General features: G+C 74.0%; 16 protein-coding genes. 8 read left to right on the top strand and 8 right to left on the bottom strand.

Annotation, left to right across the window (positions count from 1 at the left end; genetic code table 11):
• Positions 1 to 6 precede the first annotated feature (6 nt).
• The 3 genes from ABT112_RS12080 to ABT112_RS12070 all read left to right on the top strand — a co-directional run bounded on the left by ABT112_RS12080 (position 7) and on the right by ABT112_RS12070 (position 3,745).
• Positions 7 to 1,209 (top strand): YihY/virulence factor BrkB family protein, encoded by a 1,203-nt coding sequence (locus tag ABT112_RS12080; RefSeq protein ID WP_351508357.1) that lies wholly within the window; start codon positions 7 to 9, stop codon positions 1,207 to 1,209.
• A 263-nt stretch (positions 1,210 to 1,472) separates the two neighbouring features.
• Complete coding sequence (locus ABT112_RS12075; protein ID WP_351508355.1) at positions 1,473 to 3,251, top strand: DNA-3-methyladenine glycosylase 2 family protein; 1,779 nt, start codon at positions 1,473 to 1,475, stop codon at positions 3,249 to 3,251.
• Positions 3,248 to 3,745 (top strand): methylated-DNA--[protein]-cysteine S-methyltransferase, encoded by a 498-nt coding sequence (locus tag ABT112_RS12070; RefSeq protein ID WP_351508353.1) that lies wholly within the window; start codon positions 3,248 to 3,250, stop codon positions 3,743 to 3,745. The genes ABT112_RS12075 and ABT112_RS12070 overlap by 4 nt, the downstream gene beginning before the upstream one ends.
• A gap of 3 nt (positions 3,746 to 3,748) precedes the next feature.
• Here the strand turns inward: ABT112_RS12070 and ABT112_RS12065 are convergent, their stop codons facing one another.
• The 3 genes from ABT112_RS12065 to ABT112_RS12055 form a co-directional block, all read right to left on the bottom strand.
• A complete protein-coding gene (locus ABT112_RS12065) occupies positions 3,749 to 4,126 on the bottom strand; it encodes a PPOX class F420-dependent oxidoreductase (RefSeq protein WP_351508351.1) in 378 nt (125 codons plus the stop codon).
• 292 nt (positions 4,127 to 4,418) lie between these two features.
• Positions 4,419 to 4,901: a DUF456 domain-containing protein gene (locus tag ABT112_RS12060; RefSeq protein WP_351508350.1), complete on the bottom strand. Its 483-nt coding sequence runs from the start codon at positions 4,899 to 4,901 to the stop codon at positions 4,419 to 4,421.
• 83 nt (positions 4,902 to 4,984) lie between these two features.
• Positions 4,985 to 6,061: a helix-turn-helix domain-containing protein gene (locus ABT112_RS12055; protein ID WP_351508347.1), complete on the bottom strand. Its 1,077-nt coding sequence runs from the start codon at positions 6,059 to 6,061 to the stop codon at positions 4,985 to 4,987.
• A gap of 586 nt (positions 6,062 to 6,647) precedes the next feature.
• Here ABT112_RS12055 and ABT112_RS12050 point away from each other — a divergent pair.
• Positions 6,648 to 8,390, top strand: a complete 1,743-nt coding sequence (locus ABT112_RS12050; protein WP_351508345.1) for a pyruvate dehydrogenase — start codon at positions 6,648 to 6,650, stop codon at positions 8,388 to 8,390.
• A 395-nt stretch (positions 8,391 to 8,785) separates the two neighbouring features.
• Entirely contained in the window at positions 8,786 to 9,271 is a 486-nt protein-coding gene (locus ABT112_RS12045; protein WP_351508344.1) for an ATP-binding protein, read from the top strand.
• Between the two features lie 81 nt (positions 9,272 to 9,352).
• Here ABT112_RS12045 and ABT112_RS12040 read toward each other — a convergent pair whose 3' ends face one another.
• Positions 9,353 to 10,486 carry a DUF2637 domain-containing protein gene (locus tag ABT112_RS12040; RefSeq protein WP_351508341.1) on the bottom strand — a complete coding sequence of 378 codons (1,134 nt, stop codon included), beginning with the start codon at positions 10,484 to 10,486 and terminating at the stop codon, positions 9,353 to 9,355.
• 314 nt (positions 10,487 to 10,800) lie between these two features.
• Between ABT112_RS12040 and ABT112_RS12035 the strand changes: the two genes are divergently transcribed.
• Positions 10,801 to 11,910: an LmeA family phospholipid-binding protein gene (locus tag ABT112_RS12035; protein ID WP_351508339.1), complete on the top strand. Its 1,110-nt coding sequence runs from the start codon at positions 10,801 to 10,803 to the stop codon at positions 11,908 to 11,910.
• A 185-nt stretch (positions 11,911 to 12,095) separates the two neighbouring features.
• Here the strand turns inward: ABT112_RS12035 and ABT112_RS12030 are convergent, their stop codons facing one another.
• Positions 12,096 to 12,938, bottom strand: a complete 843-nt coding sequence (locus tag ABT112_RS12030; protein ID WP_351508336.1) for a (2Fe-2S)-binding protein — start codon at positions 12,936 to 12,938, stop codon at positions 12,096 to 12,098.
• 117 nt (positions 12,939 to 13,055) lie between these two features.
• Here ABT112_RS12030 and ABT112_RS12025 point away from each other — a divergent pair, with 117 nt between their 5' ends.
• Together ABT112_RS12025 and ABT112_RS12020 are read left to right on the top strand one after the other, a co-directional pair.
• A complete protein-coding gene (locus ABT112_RS12025) occupies positions 13,056 to 13,880 on the top strand; it encodes a GntR family transcriptional regulator (RefSeq protein WP_351508334.1) in 825 nt (274 codons plus the stop codon).
• Positions 13,881 to 14,150: 270 nt separating this feature from the next.
• Positions 14,151 to 15,740 (top strand): APC family permease, encoded by a 1,590-nt coding sequence (locus ABT112_RS12020; RefSeq protein ID WP_502975316.1) that lies wholly within the window; start codon positions 14,151 to 14,153, stop codon positions 15,738 to 15,740.
• Positions 15,741 to 15,974: 234 nt separating this feature from the next.
• Here the strand turns inward: ABT112_RS12020 and ABT112_RS12015 are convergent, their stop codons facing one another.
• The 3 genes from ABT112_RS12015 to ABT112_RS12005 all read right to left on the bottom strand — a co-directional run bounded on the left by ABT112_RS12015 (position 15,975) and on the right by ABT112_RS12005 (position 19,723).
• Positions 15,975 to 16,463, bottom strand: coding sequence for an allene oxide cyclase barrel-like domain-containing protein (locus tag ABT112_RS12015; RefSeq protein WP_351508329.1), 489 nt, complete (start codon positions 16,461 to 16,463; stop codon positions 15,975 to 15,977).
• A 344-nt stretch (positions 16,464 to 16,807) separates the two neighbouring features.
• Entirely contained in the window at positions 16,808 to 17,590 is a 783-nt protein-coding gene (locus tag ABT112_RS12010) for a hypothetical protein (protein ID WP_351508328.1), read from the bottom strand.
• A gap of 435 nt (positions 17,591 to 18,025) precedes the next feature.
• Positions 18,026 to 19,723, bottom strand: a complete 1,698-nt coding sequence (locus ABT112_RS12005; protein ID WP_351508325.1) for a PucR family transcriptional regulator — start codon at positions 19,721 to 19,723, stop codon at positions 18,026 to 18,028.
• Positions 19,724 to 19,989: the final 266 nt, after the last annotated feature.

Below are 19,989 nucleotides of genomic sequence, written 5' to 3'. Positions count from 1 at the left end.
AAGGAGGTGTCGGCAGCAGAGTCATCCCCCAGCAGAGCCACGGGCCGCCTCCGCCGGGCCCGTGCCCTCTATCCCCATGTGTCCAAGCGCCAGGTGGCGTGGCTGCTGCTGAAGGACACGATCAACTCCTGCATGGAGTACCGCATCGTCGGGCTGGCCGCCGAGGCGGCCTTCTTCACCCTGCTGTCGCTGCCGCCGCTGCTGCTCGGCCTCATCGGACTGCTCGGCTACCTCGATCCGTGGATCGGCATCGAGACCATCGACCACGTGCGGGAGAACATCCTCACCGCGTCCGGCGCCGTCCTCTCCGACCGGGGTGTCGAGGACATCGCCCGCCCGCTGCTGAACGACGTCACCCGCGGCGGCCGGCCCGATCTGATCTCGCTCGGTTTCGCCTTCGCGCTCTGGTCCGGCTCCCGCGCGGTCAACGTCTTCATCGACACGATCACCGTGATGTACGGGCTGGACGGCAAGCGGGGCATCGTGAAGACCCGGCTGCTGGCGTTCGGGCTGTATGTGATCGCGCTGGTGATCGGGGCCGTGGTGCTGCCGCTGATGGTGGCGGGCCCGGACGCCGTGATGGAGTTCCTGCCGTGGAGCGGGGCGGTCGTCCGGGTGCTGTACTGGCCGGTCGTCCTCGTCCTCTCGGTGGTCTTCCTGACCACGCTCTACCACGTGTCCGTGCCGGTCCGGTCGCCCTGGGCGGAGGACATCCCGGGGGCGCTCGTCGCGCTGGCCATGTGGGTGCTCGGCAGCTTCCTGCTCCGGATCTACCTGATCAACACGGTCGAGGGCCCGACCATCTACGGCTCGCTGGCCGCGCCGGTCGCCGTCCTCCTGTGGATCGGGGTCTCCGCGTTCGCCGTGCTGGCCGGGGCCGGGGTCAACGCCGCCATCGACCGGGTCTGGCCCTCGGTCGCGACCGCCGCCGCCCGCGAGGAGAACGCCCGGGCCCGGGAGAAGGCCGCCGCCGAACTGATCGCCCAGGCGGCGGCCCAGCGCGCCGCGGCCCTGCCCTCCGCGGACGACGCCGACGACACCTGGGACGAGGCCGTGGACGGCCCGGACACCGAGCCGCCGTCGGAGTATCCCGAGCGCTGGGCGCAGTTCCTGCCCCCGGAGGACATCCGCTCCCGGCTGCCCCACCGCCGCAGGCCCGCCCCCTCGCCGGAGGCCGAGGAGCGGCCGGAGCCGGTCGACGAGACCTGACCCGGCACTCCGCCGGCCGCACGCACGCCCGCCCGGGCCGCGCCCGCCCGGCCGCCCGGAACGCGATCCGGACCGCCGCGCACCTGCCCGGAACGTCATCCGGCGAAGGCCGGGCCACACGCCCGGGCCGCACGACCGCCCGGGACGCGATCCGGACCGCCGCGCACCTGCCCGGAACGTCGTCCGGGCCGCCGCGCGCCCGCCCGCAGCGCCATGTCCGATTCCCGCCGGTCGGCCGACCGCCGATGACCGAGACTGGACGGGTGACGGACGACGAGGACACCAGGTACGAGGCGGTGCGCAGCCGTGATGCCCGCTTCGACGGGGAGTTCTTCTTCGCGGTGGTGACCACCGGCATCTACTGCCGCCCGAGCTGCCCCGCGGTGACCCCGAAGCGGCAGAACGTCCGCTTCCACCCCACGGCCGCGTCCGCGCAGCGCTCCGGCTTCCGGGCCTGCCGCCGCTGCCGCCCGGACGCGGTGCCCGGCTCCGCCGCCTGGAACGTGCGGGCCGATCTCGTCGGCCGGGCGGTGCGGCTCATCGGCGACGGCGTCGTGGACCGCGAGGGCGTCGCGGGGCTGGCCGCCCGGCTCGGCTACAGCGCCCGCCAGCTCCAGCGGCAGCTCACCGCAGAGCTCGGGGCCGGGCCGATCGCCCTGGCCCGGGCGCAGCGCGCCCACACGGCACGGGTGCTGCTGCAGACCACCGGCCTCCCGGTCACCGACATCGCCTTCGCCTCGGGGTTCGCGAGCGTCCGGCAGTTCAACGACACCGTGCGGGAGATCTACGCGGCCTCCCCGAGCGGGCTGCGCGCGGCCTCCGGCAGCGGCGCACGGCGCCCCGCCACCCCGGCGGCGGACCGGCGCGTCCCCGCCCCCGGCGGCGGACCGGCCGCCGCGCCGGACGGGCACACGGCGGCGGCCGACCGCGTCGCCCGGCTCGGCATCCCCCTGCGGCTCGCCCACCGCGGCCCGTACGCCGTGCGGGAGATCTTCGGCTTCCTGGCCGCGCGGGCCGTCCCCGGCGTGGAGGAGGTGTCCGGGGACCCCGGTGACCGGGTCTACCGCCGCACCCTCGCCCTGCCGCACGGCACCGGCGTCGCCGCGGTCCGGGAGCGGACCGGTGCAGGACGGGGGCGGACCGGCGCGGGCTCCGCGCGGACCGGGGCCGCGCCGACCAGGGGAGCCGCGGACCGGCCGTCCGGGGACGGCGGCTGGCTGGAGTGCCGGCTCCACCTCACCGATCTGCGCGATCTCACCACCGCCGTCCAGCGGCTCCGCCGGCTGTTCGACCTCGACGCCGATCCGTACGCCGTCGCCGAGCGGCTCGGGGCGGACCCGGCGCTGGCCCCGCTCGTCCTGGCCCGGCCCGGACTGCGCTCCCCGGGCACGACGGACCCGCACGAACTCGCCGTACGGGCCGTCCTCGGCGAGACCCCGGCGACGGCCCGTGACCCCGGGGCGGTCCGTGACCCCGGGGCGGTCCGTGCGGTGGCGGCGGCCCTCGTCGCGGCCCACGGGAAGCCGCTGCCCGCACCCGACGGCACGCTCACCCACCTCTTCCCGGCAGCCGACCAGCTCGCCGAGGCGGCCCTCGACGGCCTGGACCTCCCCGAACCCCGGCGCCGCACCCTGCGTGCCCTCGCCGCCGCCCTCGCCGACGGCACCCTGCGCCTCGACCCCGGCGCCGACCGCGACACTGCCGAACAGGGCATCCTCGCCCTGCCGGGCATGGACCCGACGACAGCGGCGGTCATCCGGATGCGGGCGCTGGGCGACCCCGACGTCCTGCCGCCCACGCCGGACGGCACACCTGGCGTCCACGCCGCCGATCCCTGGCGGCCCTGGCGCTCCTATGCCCACCACCATCTCCTGACGGCCACCACGACCGCGGAAACGGCCGCCGCCACGATCACGGAGACGGCCGCCGCTACGACCGCGGAGACAGCGGCGACGGTCACGGAAACCGCTGCCCCGGCCACGGAACCGGTCACCGCGATCACCGAGAACGCCACCACGACCCCGGAGAACGACGCACCATGACGCTCTGGACCACGTTCGACAGCCCGCTCGGCGAACTGCTCCTGACCGGAGAGGAGTCGCTCACCGCCCCCGGCGGCACCGCCCTCACCTCCGTGTCCGTGCCGGGGCAGCCGTCCGCACCGGACCCCGGCCCCGCGGCGCACCGCGCGCCCGCCGCGTTCACCGAGGCGCGGCGGCAGATCGAGGCGTACTTCGCCGGTGAACTCCACACCTTCGTCCTGGAGTTCGTCACCCACGGCAGCGCGTTCCGGGAGCGGGTGTGGGCCGCCCTCGACACCGTCCCGTACGGCACCACGACCACCTACGGTGCCGTCGCCGCGCGCATCGGGGCCTCGCGGGCCGCGGTCCGGGCCATCGGCGGAGCCATCGGGGCGAACCCGTTGCTCGTCGTCCGCCCCTGCCACCGCGTCATCGGCGCCGACGGCACCCTCACCGGCTACGCGGGCGGGCTCGACCGGAAGCGGACGCTGCTGGCGCTCGAAGCCGCCGGCTAGCGGTCACCCGGCGGGCTCGTCCAGACCCCAGCTGTGGATCTTCCGCGGATGGATCCGGATCACCTGCTCACTGACGAACGGCCCGAGGTCGTGCGGCTCGGTGAGCAGCTCGGCCTCGCCCCGGATCTCCACCCCGCGCACCCGCCACGGATCGACACTGGCGATGTCGTCGACGACCAGCGCGACCTTGGGGTTGGCCTGCAGATTGCGCCACTTCTTGCTGGCGCCCAGCGCGTATCCGCCGATCAGCACCGTCCCGTCGGTCTGCGGGAAGAAGCCGACCGGGTTCGCCTGCGGCTGCCCCCGTGGATCGACGGTGGCCAGCCGTCCGAGGCGCTGGGTCCGCAGGTAGGCGCGTTCGGTCTCGCTGAAGTCGCTCATGGCCCCAGAATTCCACCGGGCGCCGCCCGGCGCATCGGACGCCGGCCTTACGCCCCGCGTCCTACGGCCTCTGAGGCAGTGGGGGAGCTCGCGAACCCGGCCGCGGCGTCCGGGAAACCGGCGGGCTCTCCGCGGCGGCCTCCGGGAACAAGCGGGCTCGGCCGTCCGTCGGTCCCATGCTCCGGGTCCCGTGGCCGCCTTCCGCGCGGGCGCTCCGGACTCCACGTGGACGCCGGGACAGGCTCGGGCTCCGGACCCCACGCCGCACGACGGGACCGGACACCGGGACGCCTCAGCCCGCCACGACCGCCCCGATCCAGGCCCCGAGCACCAGCAGACAGGCGAAGAGTTCGATCAGCACGCCGAGCCCGATCGCCCGCATCGCGGTGCGGGTCGAGGCCCAGGCGGCGCCGTGACCGCCCAGCCGGGCGCGCTCGGCCCCGTACACCCCGGCGACGAACCCCAGCGGCGCGCCCAGCACCGGCACCACGAAGAACCCCACCACGCACGCCCCGCCGCCGATGTACAGCGTCCGCCAGGGAACCCCCGACTCCCTCATGCGGCGTCCCGGGAGCAGCAGCTTGAGCGTCTGGTTGAGCAGCAGCAGCGCGGTGGCACCCATCAGCAGCCACCAGGCGAGACCGGTCTTCTCGGTCAGGGCCCACCACACCACCGCGGCCCAGACCGCCGCCGGCCCGGGCACGCCGGGGATCAGCACGCCCAGCAGGCCGAGCAGCATCAGCAGCCCGACCGCGACCAGCTGCCAGGTCCCCATGGGCCCAGCGTGCCGGACGGGCGGCCGGGGCGCTTCCCGGCACCCGGGGCGGGCCGCGCCGGGCGAACGGACATCGGTCCAGGTCAGGAGGGCTGAGCCGGGGCGGGAACAAAAGGCCCAGGCGGTTCCGGAACCGCGCCCGGGCCCGGCCGCCCGCCCCCGTGCCCCGCCTCCCGGGACACCCAGCCCAGCTCGTAGGTGTGCCAGCCCAGCTGGAGCCGGGTGGTCACCCCGGTCAGCTCCATCAGTCGCTTCACCCGGCGCTGCACGGTCCGCAGCCCCAGGTCGAGCTGTTTGGCGACGCTCGCGTCGGTCAGCCCGGCCAGCAGCAGCGACAGAATCTCCAGGTCGGTGTCGTCCGGACCGTCCGGTTCCGCCGGTCGCGGCAGGCCGTCGGAGCCCAGGCGCAGCGGCAGCGCCGACCGCCAGATGCCCTCGAACAGGCCGACCAGCGATTCCAGCAGCCCGCTCGCGTGCACCACCAGGGCGGCGGGTTCGGAGGAGCGTCCGGTCAGCGGGATCATCGCGAGCCCCCGGTCGGCGACCACGAGTTGCGTCGGAACGGCGTCCACGACCCGCACCCGCTCGTCCCGGCCGAGCGCCGCGGACAGCCCCATCACCCCGGACGGACGGGCCAGCACCGCACGCTCGATCACCACGCGGTGGCGGGCCCCGCGCGACACGACGCGCTCACCGGGCTCCCGGTCCCCGCCCGGCAGGCCGGCGAGCGCGTCGGCCGGGCCGGTGACCAGCGTGCACACCTCCTCCGTCGCGCTCAGCCGCAGTTGCAGGAAGCGGTGCGCGACGGCGCTCGCACCGGTCACGACCTCCACGAGATCGTGCACATCCGGCTCCGCGCCCCCGGTGCGGTACTCCTCGGCCAGCCGCACCGCGGCCCGCTCGGCCTGCTCCAACTCCCGCCGCTGCCGGGCGAGTAGGGCGCCGAGCGCGGCGGCCGGCGGAGCCGCGACCCACCGGCCCGGCCGGGCGGAGGACCGGGCGGCCAGCCCCTGCCGCTCCAGCCGGTGCAGCACGCGTAAGGCCTCCGCCTGGGGCAGCGTCAGCCGGTCCGCGATGTCCGGGACTTCGGCGGCGCCGAGCACCACCAGCGTGCGGTACGCCGATTCCTGCACCTCGTCCAGGCCGAGCGCGCTCAGCATCCGACTCCTCCGGGCTCTGGGCCGACTCCTCCGGGCGGTACGGTGCGGCGGCGTGGCGGGGACGGGCCACGGCAGCTGTCCGCCGCAAACATCATCCCCGCACCACAGCGCACTCTGCCACGGTCCGCTCAGGCCACCGCCGGGCTCCGTCCGGCCGATTCCACCGAGCGCTCTCCCTGACCACGGATCCCCTCCCGACCCGCTCCCGACCCGAACGGACGGGAGGGGGCCGGGGCCGGAGGGGTGGGGGTTCCGGAAGCTTCCGTGTATTTGTGGCCCCCAGGGCCGTAAATATACGTTCCGGAACCCCCACCCCGCAGGCCCCGGACCCCGGCCCAGACCCCCACCCCGCGGGCGACCGTACGGCTGCCGGGGTCCGGGAGGCGTAACCGCAGCCGTGAGCGGCGCAACCGGAGCCGTGAGCGGCGCAACCGGACCAGCCGCGAGAGGCGCAACCGCACCGAACCGTGAGCGGCGCAACCAGGCCAACCGTGGAAGGCGCAACCGCACCAACCATGAGAGGCGCAACCGCACCAACCGTGCATGGATGGACGGGAGCCGAACCGAGCCGAAGGGGTGCGCAGACATGGCGAAGCAGAGCGTGGCGGAGCAGCTGGTCGACATCCTCGCCCGGGCAGGCGTCCGGCGCCTCTACGGCATCGTCGGTGACAGCCTCAACCCGGTCGTGGACGCCGTGCGCCGGCACTCCGGCATCGACTGGATCCAGGTCCGCCACGAGGAGACCGGGGCCTTCGCCGCCGGCGCCGAGGCGCAGCTCACCGGCCGGCTCGCGGCCTGTGCCGGGTCCAGCGGGCCCGGCAATCTGCACCTCGTCAACGGCCTGTACGACGCGCACCGTTCGATGGCCCCGGTGCTCGCCATCGCCTCGCACATCCCCAGCACCGAGATCGGCACCGGCTACTTCCAGGAGACCCACCCCGATCAGCTGTTCCGCAACTGCAGTCACTACTGCGAGCTGATCTCGAACATCCAGCAGATGCCGCGGGTGGCGCAGACGGCGGTCCAGCACGCGGTGGGCCGCAGCGGGGTCAGCGTGCTCGCGCTGCCCGGTGACATCGCCGGGCATCAGGCGCCCGACCGGCCGATCGAGCACGCCCTGGTGACCTCCCGTCCGACGGTGCGCCCGGGTGACGCGGAGATCGAGGAGCTCGCCCGGATGGTGGACGGGGCGAAGACGGTGACGCTGTTCTGCGGCAGTGGCACGGCCGGTGCGCACGACGAGGTCATGCGGTTCGCGGAGCGGGTGAAGGCCCCGGTGGGCCATGCGCTGCGCGGCAAGGAGTGGATCCAGTACGACAACCCGTACGACGTCGGCATGAGCGGGCTGCTCGGCTACGGCGCCGCCTACGAGGCGACCAACGAGTGCGACCTGCTGATCCTGCTGGGCACCGACTTCCCGTACAACGCCTTCCTCCCGACGGACAAGAAGATCGTGCAGGTCGATGTGCGGCCCGAGCACCTGGGCCGGCGTTCCAAGCTCGATCTCGCGGTGTGGGGCGAGGCGCGGGAGACCCTGCGCTGCCTCACGCCCCGGGTGAAGGAGAAGACGGACCGCCGCTTCCTCGACAGGATGCTGAAGAAGCACGCCGATGCCCTGGAAGGGGTCGTCAAGGCCTACACCCGCAAGGTCGAGAAGCACACCCCGATCCACCCGGAGTACGTGGCGGCGGTGCTGGACGACGAGGCGGCGCCGGACGCGGTGTTCACCGTCGACACCGGGATGAACAACGTGTGGGCGGCGCGCTATCTGACCCCCAACGGCCGGCGCCGGGTGATCGGCTCCTTCACCCACGGCTCGATGGCGAACGCGCTGCCGCAGGCGATCGGAGCGCAGTTCCTCGACCGGAGGCGCCAGGTGATCGCCATGTCGGGGGACGGCGGCTTCGCCATGCTGATGGGCGACTTCCTCACTCTGGTGCAGTACGACCTGCCGGTGAAGGTGGTGGTCTTCAACAACTCCTCGCTCAGCATGGTCGAGCTGGAGATGATGGTGGCCGGGCTGCCCTCGTACGGCACCGGCAACCGCAACCCGAACTTCGCCGAGCTGGCCACCGCCGCCGGCGCCTACGGTGTCCGGGTGGAGAAGCCCAAGCAGCTGCACGGTGCGCTGAAGGGCGCCTTCAAGCACAAGGGCCCGGCGCTGGTCGACATCGTCACCGACCCCAACGCGCTGTCCATCCCGCCGAAGATCCGTGCGGAGATGGTGACGGGCTTCGCCGTCTCGGCGAGCAAGATGGTGCTGGAGGGCGGCGTCGGCCGGATGGTGCAGATGGCCCGCTCGAACCTGCGCAACGTCCCCCGTCCCTGAGGTCCGGTCCCGCTCCCGGTCGCCGCTCTCTCCGCCGTCCGGGATCCCCGGTGCGCCGTACGGGTGGAACAGGTGCCCGAGTGGAATGCCCGCGAGGGCCGCACGGAATGGCTCCCCGTGTCGACTGTCGCGCCGCTGGTGACCGCGGCGGCCGTCCTCCCCTGATGCCCGGCACCGTTCTCCCGGCGGTGCCGGGCATTGCCGCGCCCGGGCGCCGCGCCGGCCGCCGGCTCCTCCCGCAGGCTCCTCCGCACCGCTGCACCGCGCACCGCTGCACCGCGCACCGCGGCCCCGGGCCGCCGCCCGCACGGGCATGTGCCCTTGACGCGTGTCCCGGTCCTGTCCAGAGCCCGGACCGCGGCCCGGAGGAGTGGCCCGGTGCCGGTTGGGAATGCATGAGCGTGTGCCTGTTCGAGGTGGATCAGACCGATTCGGGTTACGGGGCGGAGTGGATGGCGCATCAGCGCGAGGAGTCCGTACTGAACAAGCGGCTGCGGGAGTCCGACCTGACCGCGGTCTCCGACGTGCGGCACGCACTGCGCGAACTGCTCGGGAGGTGGTCGTGGGGCGGTCCGGACCAGGCGGACGTGGCGGAGCTGCTCATCAGCGAGCTCGTCACCAACGCGCTGGTGCACACCGACAGCGGTGCGGAGGTGACGGCGGTTCTGGTGCAGGGCCGGGTGGCGCGGACCGCGGACCGGCTGCGGGTGGAGGTGCGGGACTTCGTCCCCCGGCGCCCCGCGGTGCGCAAGCCGGGCAGTGAGGCGACCGGCGGCCGGGGGCTCGTGCTGGTGGAGTCACTGGCGGACTCCTGGGGCGTTCAGCCGCAGGGGCCGGGCAAGGTGGTGTGGTTCGAACTCGAGGGCCGGGCCGCCGCCTGAGCGGACCCGCCCCGGGCGACCGTCACCCGGGCGCCCTACGCGTCCGAGCGGTGAACCGGGTCCACCGGTCCACCGCTCGGTTCAGCCGAACTGCTGCTCGAGGTCCTTGAGCTTGCGCTCCAGGGAGTCGAGCCGGGGGATCGTCAGGGTGTCGTCCTCGGCGGTCAGATCCACCGTCCGTGGAGACCCGTCGGCGGTCGCCTCCATGGTGCGCGGTGATCCGCCGGGGTCCGTCTCGGCCGTCCGCGGCGGCCGGTCCGGGGTGCCCCCGGGAGCGGCCGAGGCGTCGTCACCACCGGTCATGGCCTGGAGGGACGGACGCGAGAGCGCGGGCGGCGGTCCGGGCGCCACTATGGCAGGTTCCGCGCCGACCTGGGCCGGTGCCGCGGCCGACGCCTGCTCCAGCCGGCGCCCGGTGCGGCTCCGGAGCACCCGGTGCTGCCGGTTGATCGCCTTGATCTGCGCCCGTTCCCGCTTTTCGTGATCGCGCCGCCGCCGGCGGTCCTGGTCCTTCTGCCGCCGGTCCTCGCGCACCTCCTCCACCGCCTCGTCCAGCGTCCGCACGCCCTCCAGCAGCATCAGCGACCACGCGCCGAAGGTCTCGCGCGGCGCCCGCAGCCAGCGGACGATCCGGATCTGCGGCAACGGCCGTGGCACCAAGCCCTGTTCGCGCAGCGCCGCCCGGCGGGTCTGCTTCAGCGCGCGGTCGAAGAGCACCGCGGCCGACAGGGACATCCCGGCGAAGAAGTGCGGGGCGCCCGCGTGGTCGATGCCGCGCGGTGCGTGCACCCAGTTGAACCAGGCGGCCGCGCCCGCGAACGTCCAGACCAGCAGGCGCGATCCGAGCGCCGCGTCGCCGTGGCTCGCCTCGCGCACCGCGAGGACCGAGCAGAACATCGCGGCGCCGTCCAGGCCGAACGGGACGAGGTACTCCCAGCCTCCGGAGAGGTTGAGGTTCTGTTCCCCGAAGCCGACCAGCCCGTGGAAGGAGAGGGCGGCGGCGACCGCCGCACAGCAGAACAGCAGCACGTAGGAGGCGGTGCCGTAGACGGCCTCCTTGCGGCGGCGCCGCTCCTCGCTGCGCTCCCAGGTGTCGGTGCCCGCGTTCTCCCCGGTGCGCCGGCCGCGGCCCCGGACCACCACCGCCGCCGGCACGCCGACGAGCAGCACCAGCACCGGGAGCAGCCAGTTCAGCGATATATCGGTCATTCTCATCCTGGTGTCCCTTTTGCCTCGCGGTCCGCGTTGTGCGCGCCATCCTGGCGGAACCCGATGCCGTAACCGAGGCATTCGGAACAGGACGACGCCAAGGGGTGCGATGAAGCCACATCGGTGTCGAACTTCCCTTCCATGGACAGAAGTTGAGTTCGAGCGACATCACCCTGGCGGGTGGCGTGGGGGACCGGGGCGCGAGGTCGAGGGGGCGATGCGCGTCTGCGTAACGTGCCGTGGGGGAGGGGTGCTCGGGCACGGTACCCACCCCGGTTTCGGCGCCCTCTCGCTCAGGCGTCTCGAAGACCGTGCACAACTTGGTTCGAACGCCCGGGCTGTGGTCGCATGTGGCGATGCTCTCCAACGAACCTTCCGCAGACTCCACGGCGTGGGTACCGGCGAGCCGCGCCGCCCAGGACGGCCCTGCCGCGGGGCACCAGGGCCCGGACGAGCCGTCGGCCCAGGACAGAACCGCCGGTGCCGGCTCCCCGCGGGCCGCTCGCCGGCCGCGCCGGATCGTGCGGAGGACCGCCAAGTCGGTCCTCGCGCTGGCCGTCGTTCTTGCGTTTCTTGCCCTCGGTGACCGCTGGGCGGTGCTCTACGCGGAGAACATGGCCGCGCAGCAGGTGGAGAAGGCGCTGAAGCTGCACGCTGAGCCCGAGGTGCACATCGACAGCGTCCCGTTCGTCGGGCAGGTGCTCGCGGGCCGCGTCGACCACGTCGAGGTCAACGTCCCCGATGTCGACGCCGGGCCGGCCTCCGTCGCTCAGGTGAAGGGGTCGGTGGACGGCATCCGGATCGTCGGCAGCCTGCCGTCCTCGGTCAAGGGCGCGGTGCTGAGCTGGGTGCGCGGTGACGTCCTGCTGGACTTCAAGGACCTGAACCGCGAAGTCGGCGCGTCGCAGATCCACTTGAGGCCCGGCCCCGGGCAGAACACGGTGCTGGCCGGCGGCGACCTGCCGGTGGGCGGCAAGCAGGCCCAGGTCCGGGGGCGTGCGCAGTTGCAGCGCGTCGGGAACCGCGGCCTGCGCATGACCGTGCGGGACACGCGCGTGGTGGTGCCCGGCCTGCTCACGTACGTACCGGGCAAGGGCGGTGGCTTGCAGCTGACCGCACCCGTCGCCGACAAGCTGGACGAGGACGAGCTGCGGCAGGCGGCCGGGAAGCCCGTCCGTCCGCAGGACATGATGAAGGGCCGCGTGCTGGACACACTCGTGGACCATCCCTCGCTGCTCGAGCCCGCCGGCATCGATCCCTCGCTCGTCCAGGGTCTGCGCAAGCTCCGGGAGCCGAAGGTCGCGCAGCAGATGGAGTTCTCCGCTCAGCTGCCGGACAACCTGCCGGGCGACATGCGGCTGCGCGACATCTCCGTGACGAAGAGCGGCATTCGGGCGCAGCTGACCGGCAGGGACGTACCGGTGGGCTGAGCGACTGCACGGATGCAGGCGCCGTCACGCGGTCGCGATGGGGCGGACGCAAGGCGCCGCACCGGCCGAGGACATCCGGGCCCGAGGGCATCCGGGCCCCTGGCCGGAGCCCGGGTGGAGACGACGTTGCCGGGGACGCTTCCGTGTCCCCGGCACCGTGCGTGAGCGATCCTCGCCGACGCCGCTCAGCCCGTGGTCAGCCGGGAGATCCGCTCCGCGTCGCAGGTGCGGGGGCAGGTGAGGCAGGTGTCCTCGGGGCGCAGGGTGTAGAACATGCAGCAGCTCGCCCGGTCGCGGGTCGGCAGCGCCTCGCCGTTCGGGCCGGTCAGCTCGCGGAACGCGGAGCGGCCGACGTACGGCTTCGTGGAGCCGGGCAGCAGCAGCTCCAGCTCGCTCATGGCCCGCTGTTCCTCGCCGAGCAGGTGCCCGATGTACCAGAGGCCCTCGACGATCTCGTCGGTCGCCATGCCCCACAGCGCCCGCGGACCGCGGCGCATCCGCGGCCGGAAGCCGTCCAGGACCGGGCCGAGGTGTTCGGCGACGGCCTCGCGCACCTCGGCGCGCAGCGCCTCCTCGTCCGGGACGACCCGGGCGTGCGGCAGTCCGGCGGCCGGGTCGTCCGGCAGGCAGGCGAAGTCCCGGACGCGCGCGGTCATCCGCCCGAGCGTGCGCTGGAACGACACCTGGCCCACCGGCACGCGGGGCACCCGGCGCAGCAGGAACCAGGGGACGGTGAACAGCAGGCAGGCGGGCCAGGCGTAGCGGTGCAGCCCGAAGCTGGCGATGACGTCCGGACGGGCCTGCTGTCCGTAGTCCCGCAGGATCTGGGCGTTGTCCCAGGCGAGGAAGGCGTCGACGGCCGTGCCGCCGGCGGCGAGCTCGGTCGCGGCGACCCAGCCGCCGCCGGAGCGCGGGGGTTCCTCGGTCACGCGCAGCCCGGGGAACACCTCGGCGAGCCGGGTGTAGGCCCCGGCCACGGGGGAGGGGGTGACGGCCGGTGCGACGGGTGCTACGGGTGCGACGGACATGCGGGACCACCGAGTTCACGCGATCGTTAGCAGGTTAGCCTTACCTTACCCGATGTGATCGAGGTTTGAACTGGGGGCCTCTCGGCCTATCGTTCTCGGGACATTCAGGGAGGACCCATGGAGCAGGCCGGAGCCGAGGCCGAGGCGCCACGCCTGCGGGAGGACGCATCGGGGCGGGAAATCCCCCGTTCGGGGGACCGCCTCCCGGGGAACCACGAAGCCCCCGGCCCGGAGTCCGGGTGCGGGGCGCCGCAGGAGAGCGCGCGCGGCCACCGGGAGCCCCCGGCGCCCGCCGGGTCGCCCCCACGTCGGATGCCGCAGCGGCACTCCGTACGCGGCCAGGTGCTGACCGCCCTGCGCACCGCGCTGGTGGGCGGCGAGCTCACCCCCGGCGAGGTGTACTCGGCCCCCGCGCTCGCCGAACGGTTCGGCGTCTCGGCGACCCCGGTCCGCGAGGCGATGCAGCAGCTCGCCGCCGAGGGCGCGGTGGAGGTCGTTCCCAACCGCGGCTTCCGGGTGGCCCGGCGCACCGCCCGCGACCTCGCCGAACTGGCCGAGGTGCGGGCGCTGCTGGAGGTCCCGGTGATGCTGGAGCTCGCCCGGACGGTGCCGCCGGAGGCCTGGGAGGAGCTGCGGCCGCTCGCCGCCGGGACCGTCACGGCGGCGGCGCGCGGCGACCGCGTCGGCTACGCCGAGGCCGACCGGGAGTTCCACCACGCCCTGCTTACCCTGACCGGGAACCGCCAACTGGCCATGATCGGTGACGAGTTGCACCGCAGGGCGCAGGGGCCGGTCACCGACGGCGCGATCGTCCGCAGCGTCGATCTGCTGGCCGACGCGGCCGAGCACACCGCGCTGCTCGACGCCCTCGTCGCCGGGGACCTCCCGGTGGTCGAGCAGCTGGTCCGGGAGCACTTCGCCGGGGCGCGCCGCACGCGCTGAGCCCGGCGGCGGGCCCGGTGTGGCGGAAGTGGCCCGCCATGGCCGTCGAATCGGGGCATGTCCGGACAGATCGCACGGCCGCCCGGAGTGCCCGCACCTGCCCGGGTGATCGTGAACCGACCGGCCCGGATGCCGCCGATTCAACTGTCGATTCGTCCAACGGCCGCAGTTCCTCTTGTACGGATCTTCTGTTGCCTGATCATTTACGTTCCCGCAGGATCCCCGAAACCCCGCCGACAGGCGGGGCGCGACCGGATCCCAGGAGGAGCCATGGGCCGAATGGCCAGCCAGCTGTGTCGCCGCAAACCGCTGGGCCGGATGATCGCCGAAGCCGACGGGGACTCCTCCGGTGCCTCCTTGCAACGGACCATGGGGCTCTGGCAGTTGACCCTTCTCGGCATCAGCTCGGTCGTCGGCACCGGGATCTTCTTCGTGCTCGGCACCAGCGTGCCCAAGGCGGGCCCCGCCGTCATTCTCTCCTTCGTCCTCGCCGCCGCCGTCGCCGGGCTCGCCGCCCTCTGCTACGTGGAGCTGGCCGGAGCCGTCCCGGTCGCGGGCAGCACCTACTCCTACGCCTACGCCTCACTCGGCGAAGGCGCCGCCTACCTCGTCGCCTGGTGCCTGATCCTCGAATACGGGGTCGCCGTCTCCACCGTCGCGGTCAGCTGGGGCCAGTACCTCAACGAGCTCAGCGACACCCTCCTCGGCGTCACCCTGCCGGACGCCATCAGCCAGCCGCCCGGCGCCGGCGGCTACGTCAACATCCCCGCCCTCGTCGTGGTCCTGCTCTGCTCGCTGCTCCTCGCCCGCGGCACCCGTGAGTCCGCGGTCGTCAACGCGGTCATGGTGTGCGTGAAGCTCGGCGTGCTGGTGCTCTTCGTCGCCGTCGCCCTGGCCGCCTTCCGGGCCGACCACTTCGCCGACTTCGCCCCGCACGGCATCGGTGGGATCGGCGTCGCCGCCTCCGGCGTCTTCTTCTCCTACGTCGGCTTCGACACGGTGGCCACCGCCAGCGAGGAGGTCCGCAACCCGCGCCGCACCATCCCGCTCGCCCTGCTGTTCACCCTGGCCGCCGTCACCCTGCTCTACATCCTGGTGGCGCTGGCCGCCGTCGGGGCCCAGCCGGCCGGGAAGTTCGGCGCGCAGGCCGACGCGGGCGAGGCGGTGCTCGCCGAGATCCTCCGCGACGTGACCGGCGCCGGATGGCCCGCGCTGCTGCTCTCCGCGGGCGCCGTGGTCTCCATCTTCAGCGTCGTGCTCGTCACGCTGTTCGGACAGACCCGCATCCTGTTCTCGATGGCCCGCGACGGCCTGGTGCCGGAGATGTTCCGGCGGGTGGACCGCAAGCGGCACACCCCCGTCCACAACACCTGGATCGTCGGCGCCTGCGTCGGCGGGCTCGCCGCCCTCGTCCCGCTCCAGTACCTCGCCGACCTCACCAGCATGGGAACGCTGGTCGCCTTCGTGGCGGTCGCCGCGGCGGTGGTCGTGCTGCGCCGTATCGCGCCGGACGCGCCCCGCTCGTACCGGGTGCCGCTCTACCCGGTGGTCCCGGTGCTCGCGGCCGTGTCCTGCCTCTACCTCGCGTATCTGCTGCCCGGCATCACCTGGGCGCTGTTCGGCTGCTGGCTGGCCCTGGCGGCCGTCCTCTACCTCGCCTTCGGCCGCCGCCACTCGGCGCTGCGGGACGGTGCCGGTGACGACCGTGCCAGTGACGACGGTGCCGGTGACGACGGCTCCGGAACAGGCGGCTCCGGAATGGACGGCGCTGGGCCGGGCGGCACCGGAACGGCCGGCGTCGCGGTGGCCGAGGGCGCGCCGGCCGGCGCCGCGGCCGACCCCGCGCCGGCGCCCAAGTGACCCTCGCACCGCCCGCCCACCGAGGCACGCGGCGCTGAGTGCTGCTGTTTCCGCCCCGGTGCGCCGAGGTGGAAACAGCAGCGTTCAGGACGTCCGGAAGGGCTGTCCGGCTGAAGGTGACACGCGAAGGGCTCCTGCCGTATGCGGCAGGAGCCCTTGTCGGATTCCCGGACGCGGAAGGCCGGCGAAGGCGGCCGGCCCGATCGCTCTTCCGGATTCCGCGGAGCGGGGGCGTCAGAGATCGAGGTGGACGGTGAGCTCGGCGTCCGTCTCATTGAGGAGTTCGACGTGGATATAGCCGCGGGCCTTGCGATAGAGCCGCGTCCCCCCGGTGATCGCCAGGTCGATGTTGCCGGGGCCCGCGCTCGTGACGGCGATCCGTCCCTGCGCGGTGAGCTGGCCGCCGGGCAGGGAGAGGGAGTTCACGCACTGCTGGTCGAACTCGTCGTTCGGGGCGGTGCGGGTCAGGGTGCAGACTCCGCCCTGGGTGCCGACCTTGGTGCTTCCGCGGTAGAGATCCGAGCTGGAGACGAACTCGTCTCCCTGGCTCGGGCCGGGGCCGCCCACGTCGACGTAGGAGAGCTGAGTCTGCTTCGAGACCAACCGGAACACCAGGTCCCGGGTGTTCTGGGAGGAGGCGGCGGCCGGCGCCGCCGATACGCCGGTGACGACGGCAGCCAGAGCGGTGGCGGCGCTCAGGCCGAGAAACTTGGAATTCCGCATGGGGATTCTCCGAATCAGCGGTCAGGTCAATCCACGTCGCTCGGAAAGCCTTTGCCGAGCCAGCCCAGCATGCTGGCGCCCATACGACTCAGTGACCGCCGTCCGGGTGAAGGTGTTGCACCACCAGCCGTGTGGGTGAGCGAATTGGTTGACGCCGAGACGTTCCCTTGGATATCGGGCCGCTGTTCGTCGGCCGTGCGGCTGATTCCGGCCCCGCCGCGAGGTCACGGCCGGTCGGGGTGTGCGGGGGAAGACGAGCGCGGCGGGCGGCCCTTCGCGAGGCCGCCCGCCCTCCGGCCGGTCGGGAGCGGCGCAGATCCGCTACCCGCGACAGCCACCGTTCGTCAGGCCGCCGGAGCCCGGTCCAGCTGCGCGGCCAGCCAGGTGGGCACCCCGCCCAGCAGCCGGAACAGCCGGCTGGCCTCGGCCCGCAGCCGGGCCGCCTCCGGCTCCGGCTCGGCGTCCGCCAGCGCCGCCAGGGCCGGCGCGGTGCCGACCAGATAGCCCAGCTCCACCCGGATCCGGAGCGACTCGGCGAAGCCGTGCCGGGCCTCGGCCCGGTCCCCGTCGCGCAGCGCCAGCCCGGCCAGATGCCGCCAGGTGAACGAGCACAGCAGCAGGTCACCGCGGGCGGCGGCGCCCGCGTGGGCCCGCCGGTACGCGGCGCGGGCCGCCTGCGGGCTGTCGGCCAGGTGCTCCGCGACCAGGCCGCGGCGGAAGTCCAGCAGCGCCCGGCCGGGTGCGGCCGGATCCAGCAGCGCCGCCGCCCGCCCGAGCGCGGCGCGGGCCTCGTCGGACCGGTCGCGGGCCCCGAGGACGGTCGCCGTATACGCCAGATTCCCCCGCTCGCAGGCCGCCCCGCCCCGCTCGTCGTCGCTGCTCGCCACGGCCTCCGCGGCCCGGAGCGCGTCCTCCGCCTCCGCCCAGCCCGCCGCGGTGAACATGCACCGCTCGACGAGCAGCGCGGCCCGCCGCAGCGCGGTGTCCGGATCGTCGGCAGCGTAGGGGGCGAGCAGCGCGGCCGCGTCGTCCCAGCACCCGCGGGACCGCAGCCGCCACACGGCGACCCGGCGGGGATCGTGCGGATCGTCCGCCTCGACTGACTCTGGCTTCCCTGAATGTGACATGGCGGTATCCGCCACATTCCCTCCCTCTGCGCGCCGTCGAGCCGGAAGTCGTGGCCGCATCTCAGCACGGAACCGCCGCCGCGCCAAGGGGGTGGGTGAACAGATTCACAAACGGGGGAGCGGAAGCACGAATTCGGCTCATTGCGGGGGCGCACGGCAGCGCGCGGGTGCGCGCCCGGGACCTCCGCGCCGTAGGCAGGCCCCCTCCGCGGCGCGGCGTATCGGCTCCTCCGCGCCGCGGCGTGCAGGCCTCCCGCGGGTACGGGGTGCCACCTTCCGCGCCGTGGCGTGCCGGCCCTCCCGCGGTACGGCGGAGGGGCCGACGCCCGGCGCCGGCCGTCAGCCCCTCCGTGACGTCCGTCGTCGGCCCCTCCGAGGCGCCGCGCGTCAGCTCATCCGCGACACCCAGTGTCAGCACCTCCGCGACGCCGCGCGTCAGCTCATCCGCAGGGCCAGGAAGAAGTCCAGCTTGTCCTCCAGCCGGGACAGATCACGCCCAGTCAGCTGCTCGATCCGGCCCACCCGGTACCGCAGCGTGTTCACATGCAGATGCAGCCGGCCGGCGCACCGGGTCCAGGAGCCGTCGCAGTCGAGGAACGCCTCCAGCGTGGGGATGAGCTCGGCGCGGTGCCGCCGGTCGTAGTCCCGCAGCGGGTCCAGCAGCCGCGCGGTGAAGGCCCGGCGGACGTCGTCCGGCACGAACGGCAGCAGCAGCACGTGCGAGGCCAGCTCCTGGTGGCCCGCCGCGCAGACCCGGCCGGTCCGGGCCGCCGCGACCCGGCGGGCGTGCCGCGCCTCCTCCAGCGCGCCGCGCAGCCCGTCCGCGGAGTGCACGGCCGCGCTGACGCCCATGGTCAGCCGCCCGTCGCCGTCCAGACCGCGGGAGAGCGGCTCGCCGACCGCGGCCAGCAGCCGGTCGGCCCGCAGACCCGTCACCGTCTCCGTGCCCTCCGCGACCGGCAGCGGCAGCAGCGCGATCGCCTCGTCCCCGGTGTCGGCCACCGCGATCCGGTCCGACACATCCGTGCCGTCCTCCTCCGGGTCGACCAGGATCTCCTCCAGCAGGGACTGGGTGACCGGGCCGCCCGGGATGTCACCGCCGTCCCACTCCACCCGGGCCACCACGACCTGCCAGTGCGGCGCCCCGCCCAGCCCCGGCAGCAGCACCGGCGCCGCGAGCCGCAGCCGGGCCGCGACCTCGGCGGGCGGCGCGCCCGCCTGCACCAGCTCCAGCACCTCCTGGGCCAGCCGGCGGCGGACCGTCCGGGCGGCGTCCCGGCGGTCCCGCTCCACCGCGATCAGCTGGGTCACGCCGTGCAGCAGGTCCAGCCGTTCGGCCGGCCAGTCCCAGGCGTCCGCCTCCACCACCAGCAGCCAGTCGGAGAGCACGGTCTCCCGCACGTCCCGGGCGCCCGCACCGGGACGTCCCGCGCCCGCCGCGGGCCGGTCCCCCCAGCTGCGGACCGGGAACAGCGAGTACGTGGTGCCGTCGGCCAGGGCGCGGTGCGGCCCGCGCCGGCCGCCGCGGGTCGCCGCCAGATGCTCGCCCGCCAGCATCGCGCGCACGGCCGCCGGCAGCGCGGGGCCGGAGTCGTTGAGGCCGGAGCCGGCGATCTGCCGGCCGGTGGGGGAGAGCACCCAGGCCCGCAGGTCGAGGTCGCTGCCGAGCAGGTCGAGGACCACCTCGGGGCCGCCGCCCGAGGGGCCGGACGTCATCATCCGGCGGTGCCGTTCCACCACGGCCGCCAGGTCGCCCGCCCGCTCGCCGGAGACCTGCCGCACCACATGCTCGGTGATGCTGGCGAACGACACGGCCTCGTTCACCGCGAACAGCGGCAGCCGGTGCCGGGCACAGGCCGCCACCAGATCCTCGGGCACCGAACCGAGCTCGGCCTCGCCCGCGGCCAGCCCCGCGACCCCGGCCTGGACGAGGATCCGGACGAACCGCTCCGAATCCTCCGGCCGGCGCCGCCAGGCCAAACCGGACAGCACCAGCTCCCCGCCGGACAGATAGCGGCTCGGGTCGCGCAGGTCGGTGGTCATCACGCCGCGGACCGGCCGGTCCAGCTCCTCCTCACCACCGAGGAGCCGCAGGCCGAGGGTGCCGGTCTCCAGCAGTGCGCGCAGCCGCATCGTCGCCGCCGATCTCTTGTGTGCCGCAGGGGTCGTTCCCCGTGGCGAGCACCAGGGGAGATTACGTCGAGGTTTCCGGACCCCGCCTTTCGTTCGAATCTACAAGACGGGGTCCCTGGCCAGCCAACTGCTTCATGTTTTCGGTGACTGCACCCATGAGGGCGTACCTCGGTGTACTGACTGACGAGGCGTGTGAACAGGACATGAAACGAGCCGGCGGCGAGCCCGCGGTCTCCCGCCGGGCCGAACGACCGATCCCGAAGAAG

It is taken from the genome of Streptomyces sp. NPDC002055, assembly GCF_040296705.1.
In the GTDB taxonomy this organism is placed as follows: Bacteria; Actinomycetota; Actinomycetes; order Streptomycetales; family Streptomycetaceae; genus Streptomyces.
Note: the sequence above shows the minus strand (reverse complement) of the source record. Positions and strands in the feature narration are given on the sequence as shown.

Excerpts from the sequence above, each read along its gene's own strand:
- ABT112_RS12040 (WP_351508341.1), bottom strand. The coding sequence starts at position 10,486 with ATGAGAATGACCGATATATCGCTGAACTGGCTGCTCCCGGTGCTGGTG.
- ABT112_RS12065 (WP_351508351.1), bottom strand. The coding sequence starts at position 4,126 with ATGAGCGACTTCAGCGAGACCGAACGCGCCTACCTGCGGACCCAGCGC.
- ABT112_RS12025 (WP_351508334.1), top strand. The coding sequence starts at position 13,056 with ATGGAGCAGGCCGGAGCCGAGGCCGAGGCGCCACGCCTGCGGGAGGAC.
- ABT112_RS12070 (WP_351508353.1), top strand. The coding sequence starts at position 3,248 with ATGACGCTCTGGACCACGTTCGACAGCCCGCTCGGCGAACTGCTCCTG.
- ABT112_RS12030 (WP_351508336.1), bottom strand. The coding sequence starts at position 12,938 with ATGTCCGTCGCACCCGTAGCACCCGTCGCACCGGCCGTCACCCCCTCC.
- ABT112_RS12045 (WP_351508344.1), top strand. The coding sequence starts at position 8,786 with ATGAGCGTGTGCCTGTTCGAGGTGGATCAGACCGATTCGGGTTACGGG.
- ABT112_RS12005 (WP_351508325.1), bottom strand. The coding sequence starts at position 19,723 with ATGCGGCTGCGCGCACTGCTGGAGACCGGCACCCTCGGCCTGCGGCTC.
- ABT112_RS12055 (WP_351508347.1), bottom strand. The coding sequence starts at position 6,061 with ATGCTGAGCGCGCTCGGCCTGGACGAGGTGCAGGAATCGGCGTACCGC.
- ABT112_RS12060 (WP_351508350.1), bottom strand. The coding sequence starts at position 4,901 with ATGGGGACCTGGCAGCTGGTCGCGGTCGGGCTGCTGATGCTGCTCGGC.
- ABT112_RS12050 (WP_351508345.1), top strand. The coding sequence starts at position 6,648 with ATGGCGAAGCAGAGCGTGGCGGAGCAGCTGGTCGACATCCTCGCCCGG.
- ABT112_RS12015 (WP_351508329.1), bottom strand. The coding sequence starts at position 16,463 with ATGCGGAATTCCAAGTTTCTCGGCCTGAGCGCCGCCACCGCTCTGGCT.
- ABT112_RS12010 (WP_351508328.1), bottom strand. The coding sequence starts at position 17,590 with ATGTCACATTCAGGGAAGCCAGAGTCAGTCGAGGCGGACGATCCGCAC.
- ABT112_RS12020 (WP_502975316.1), top strand. The coding sequence starts at position 14,151 with ATGGGCCGAATGGCCAGCCAGCTGTGTCGCCGCAAACCGCTGGGCCGG.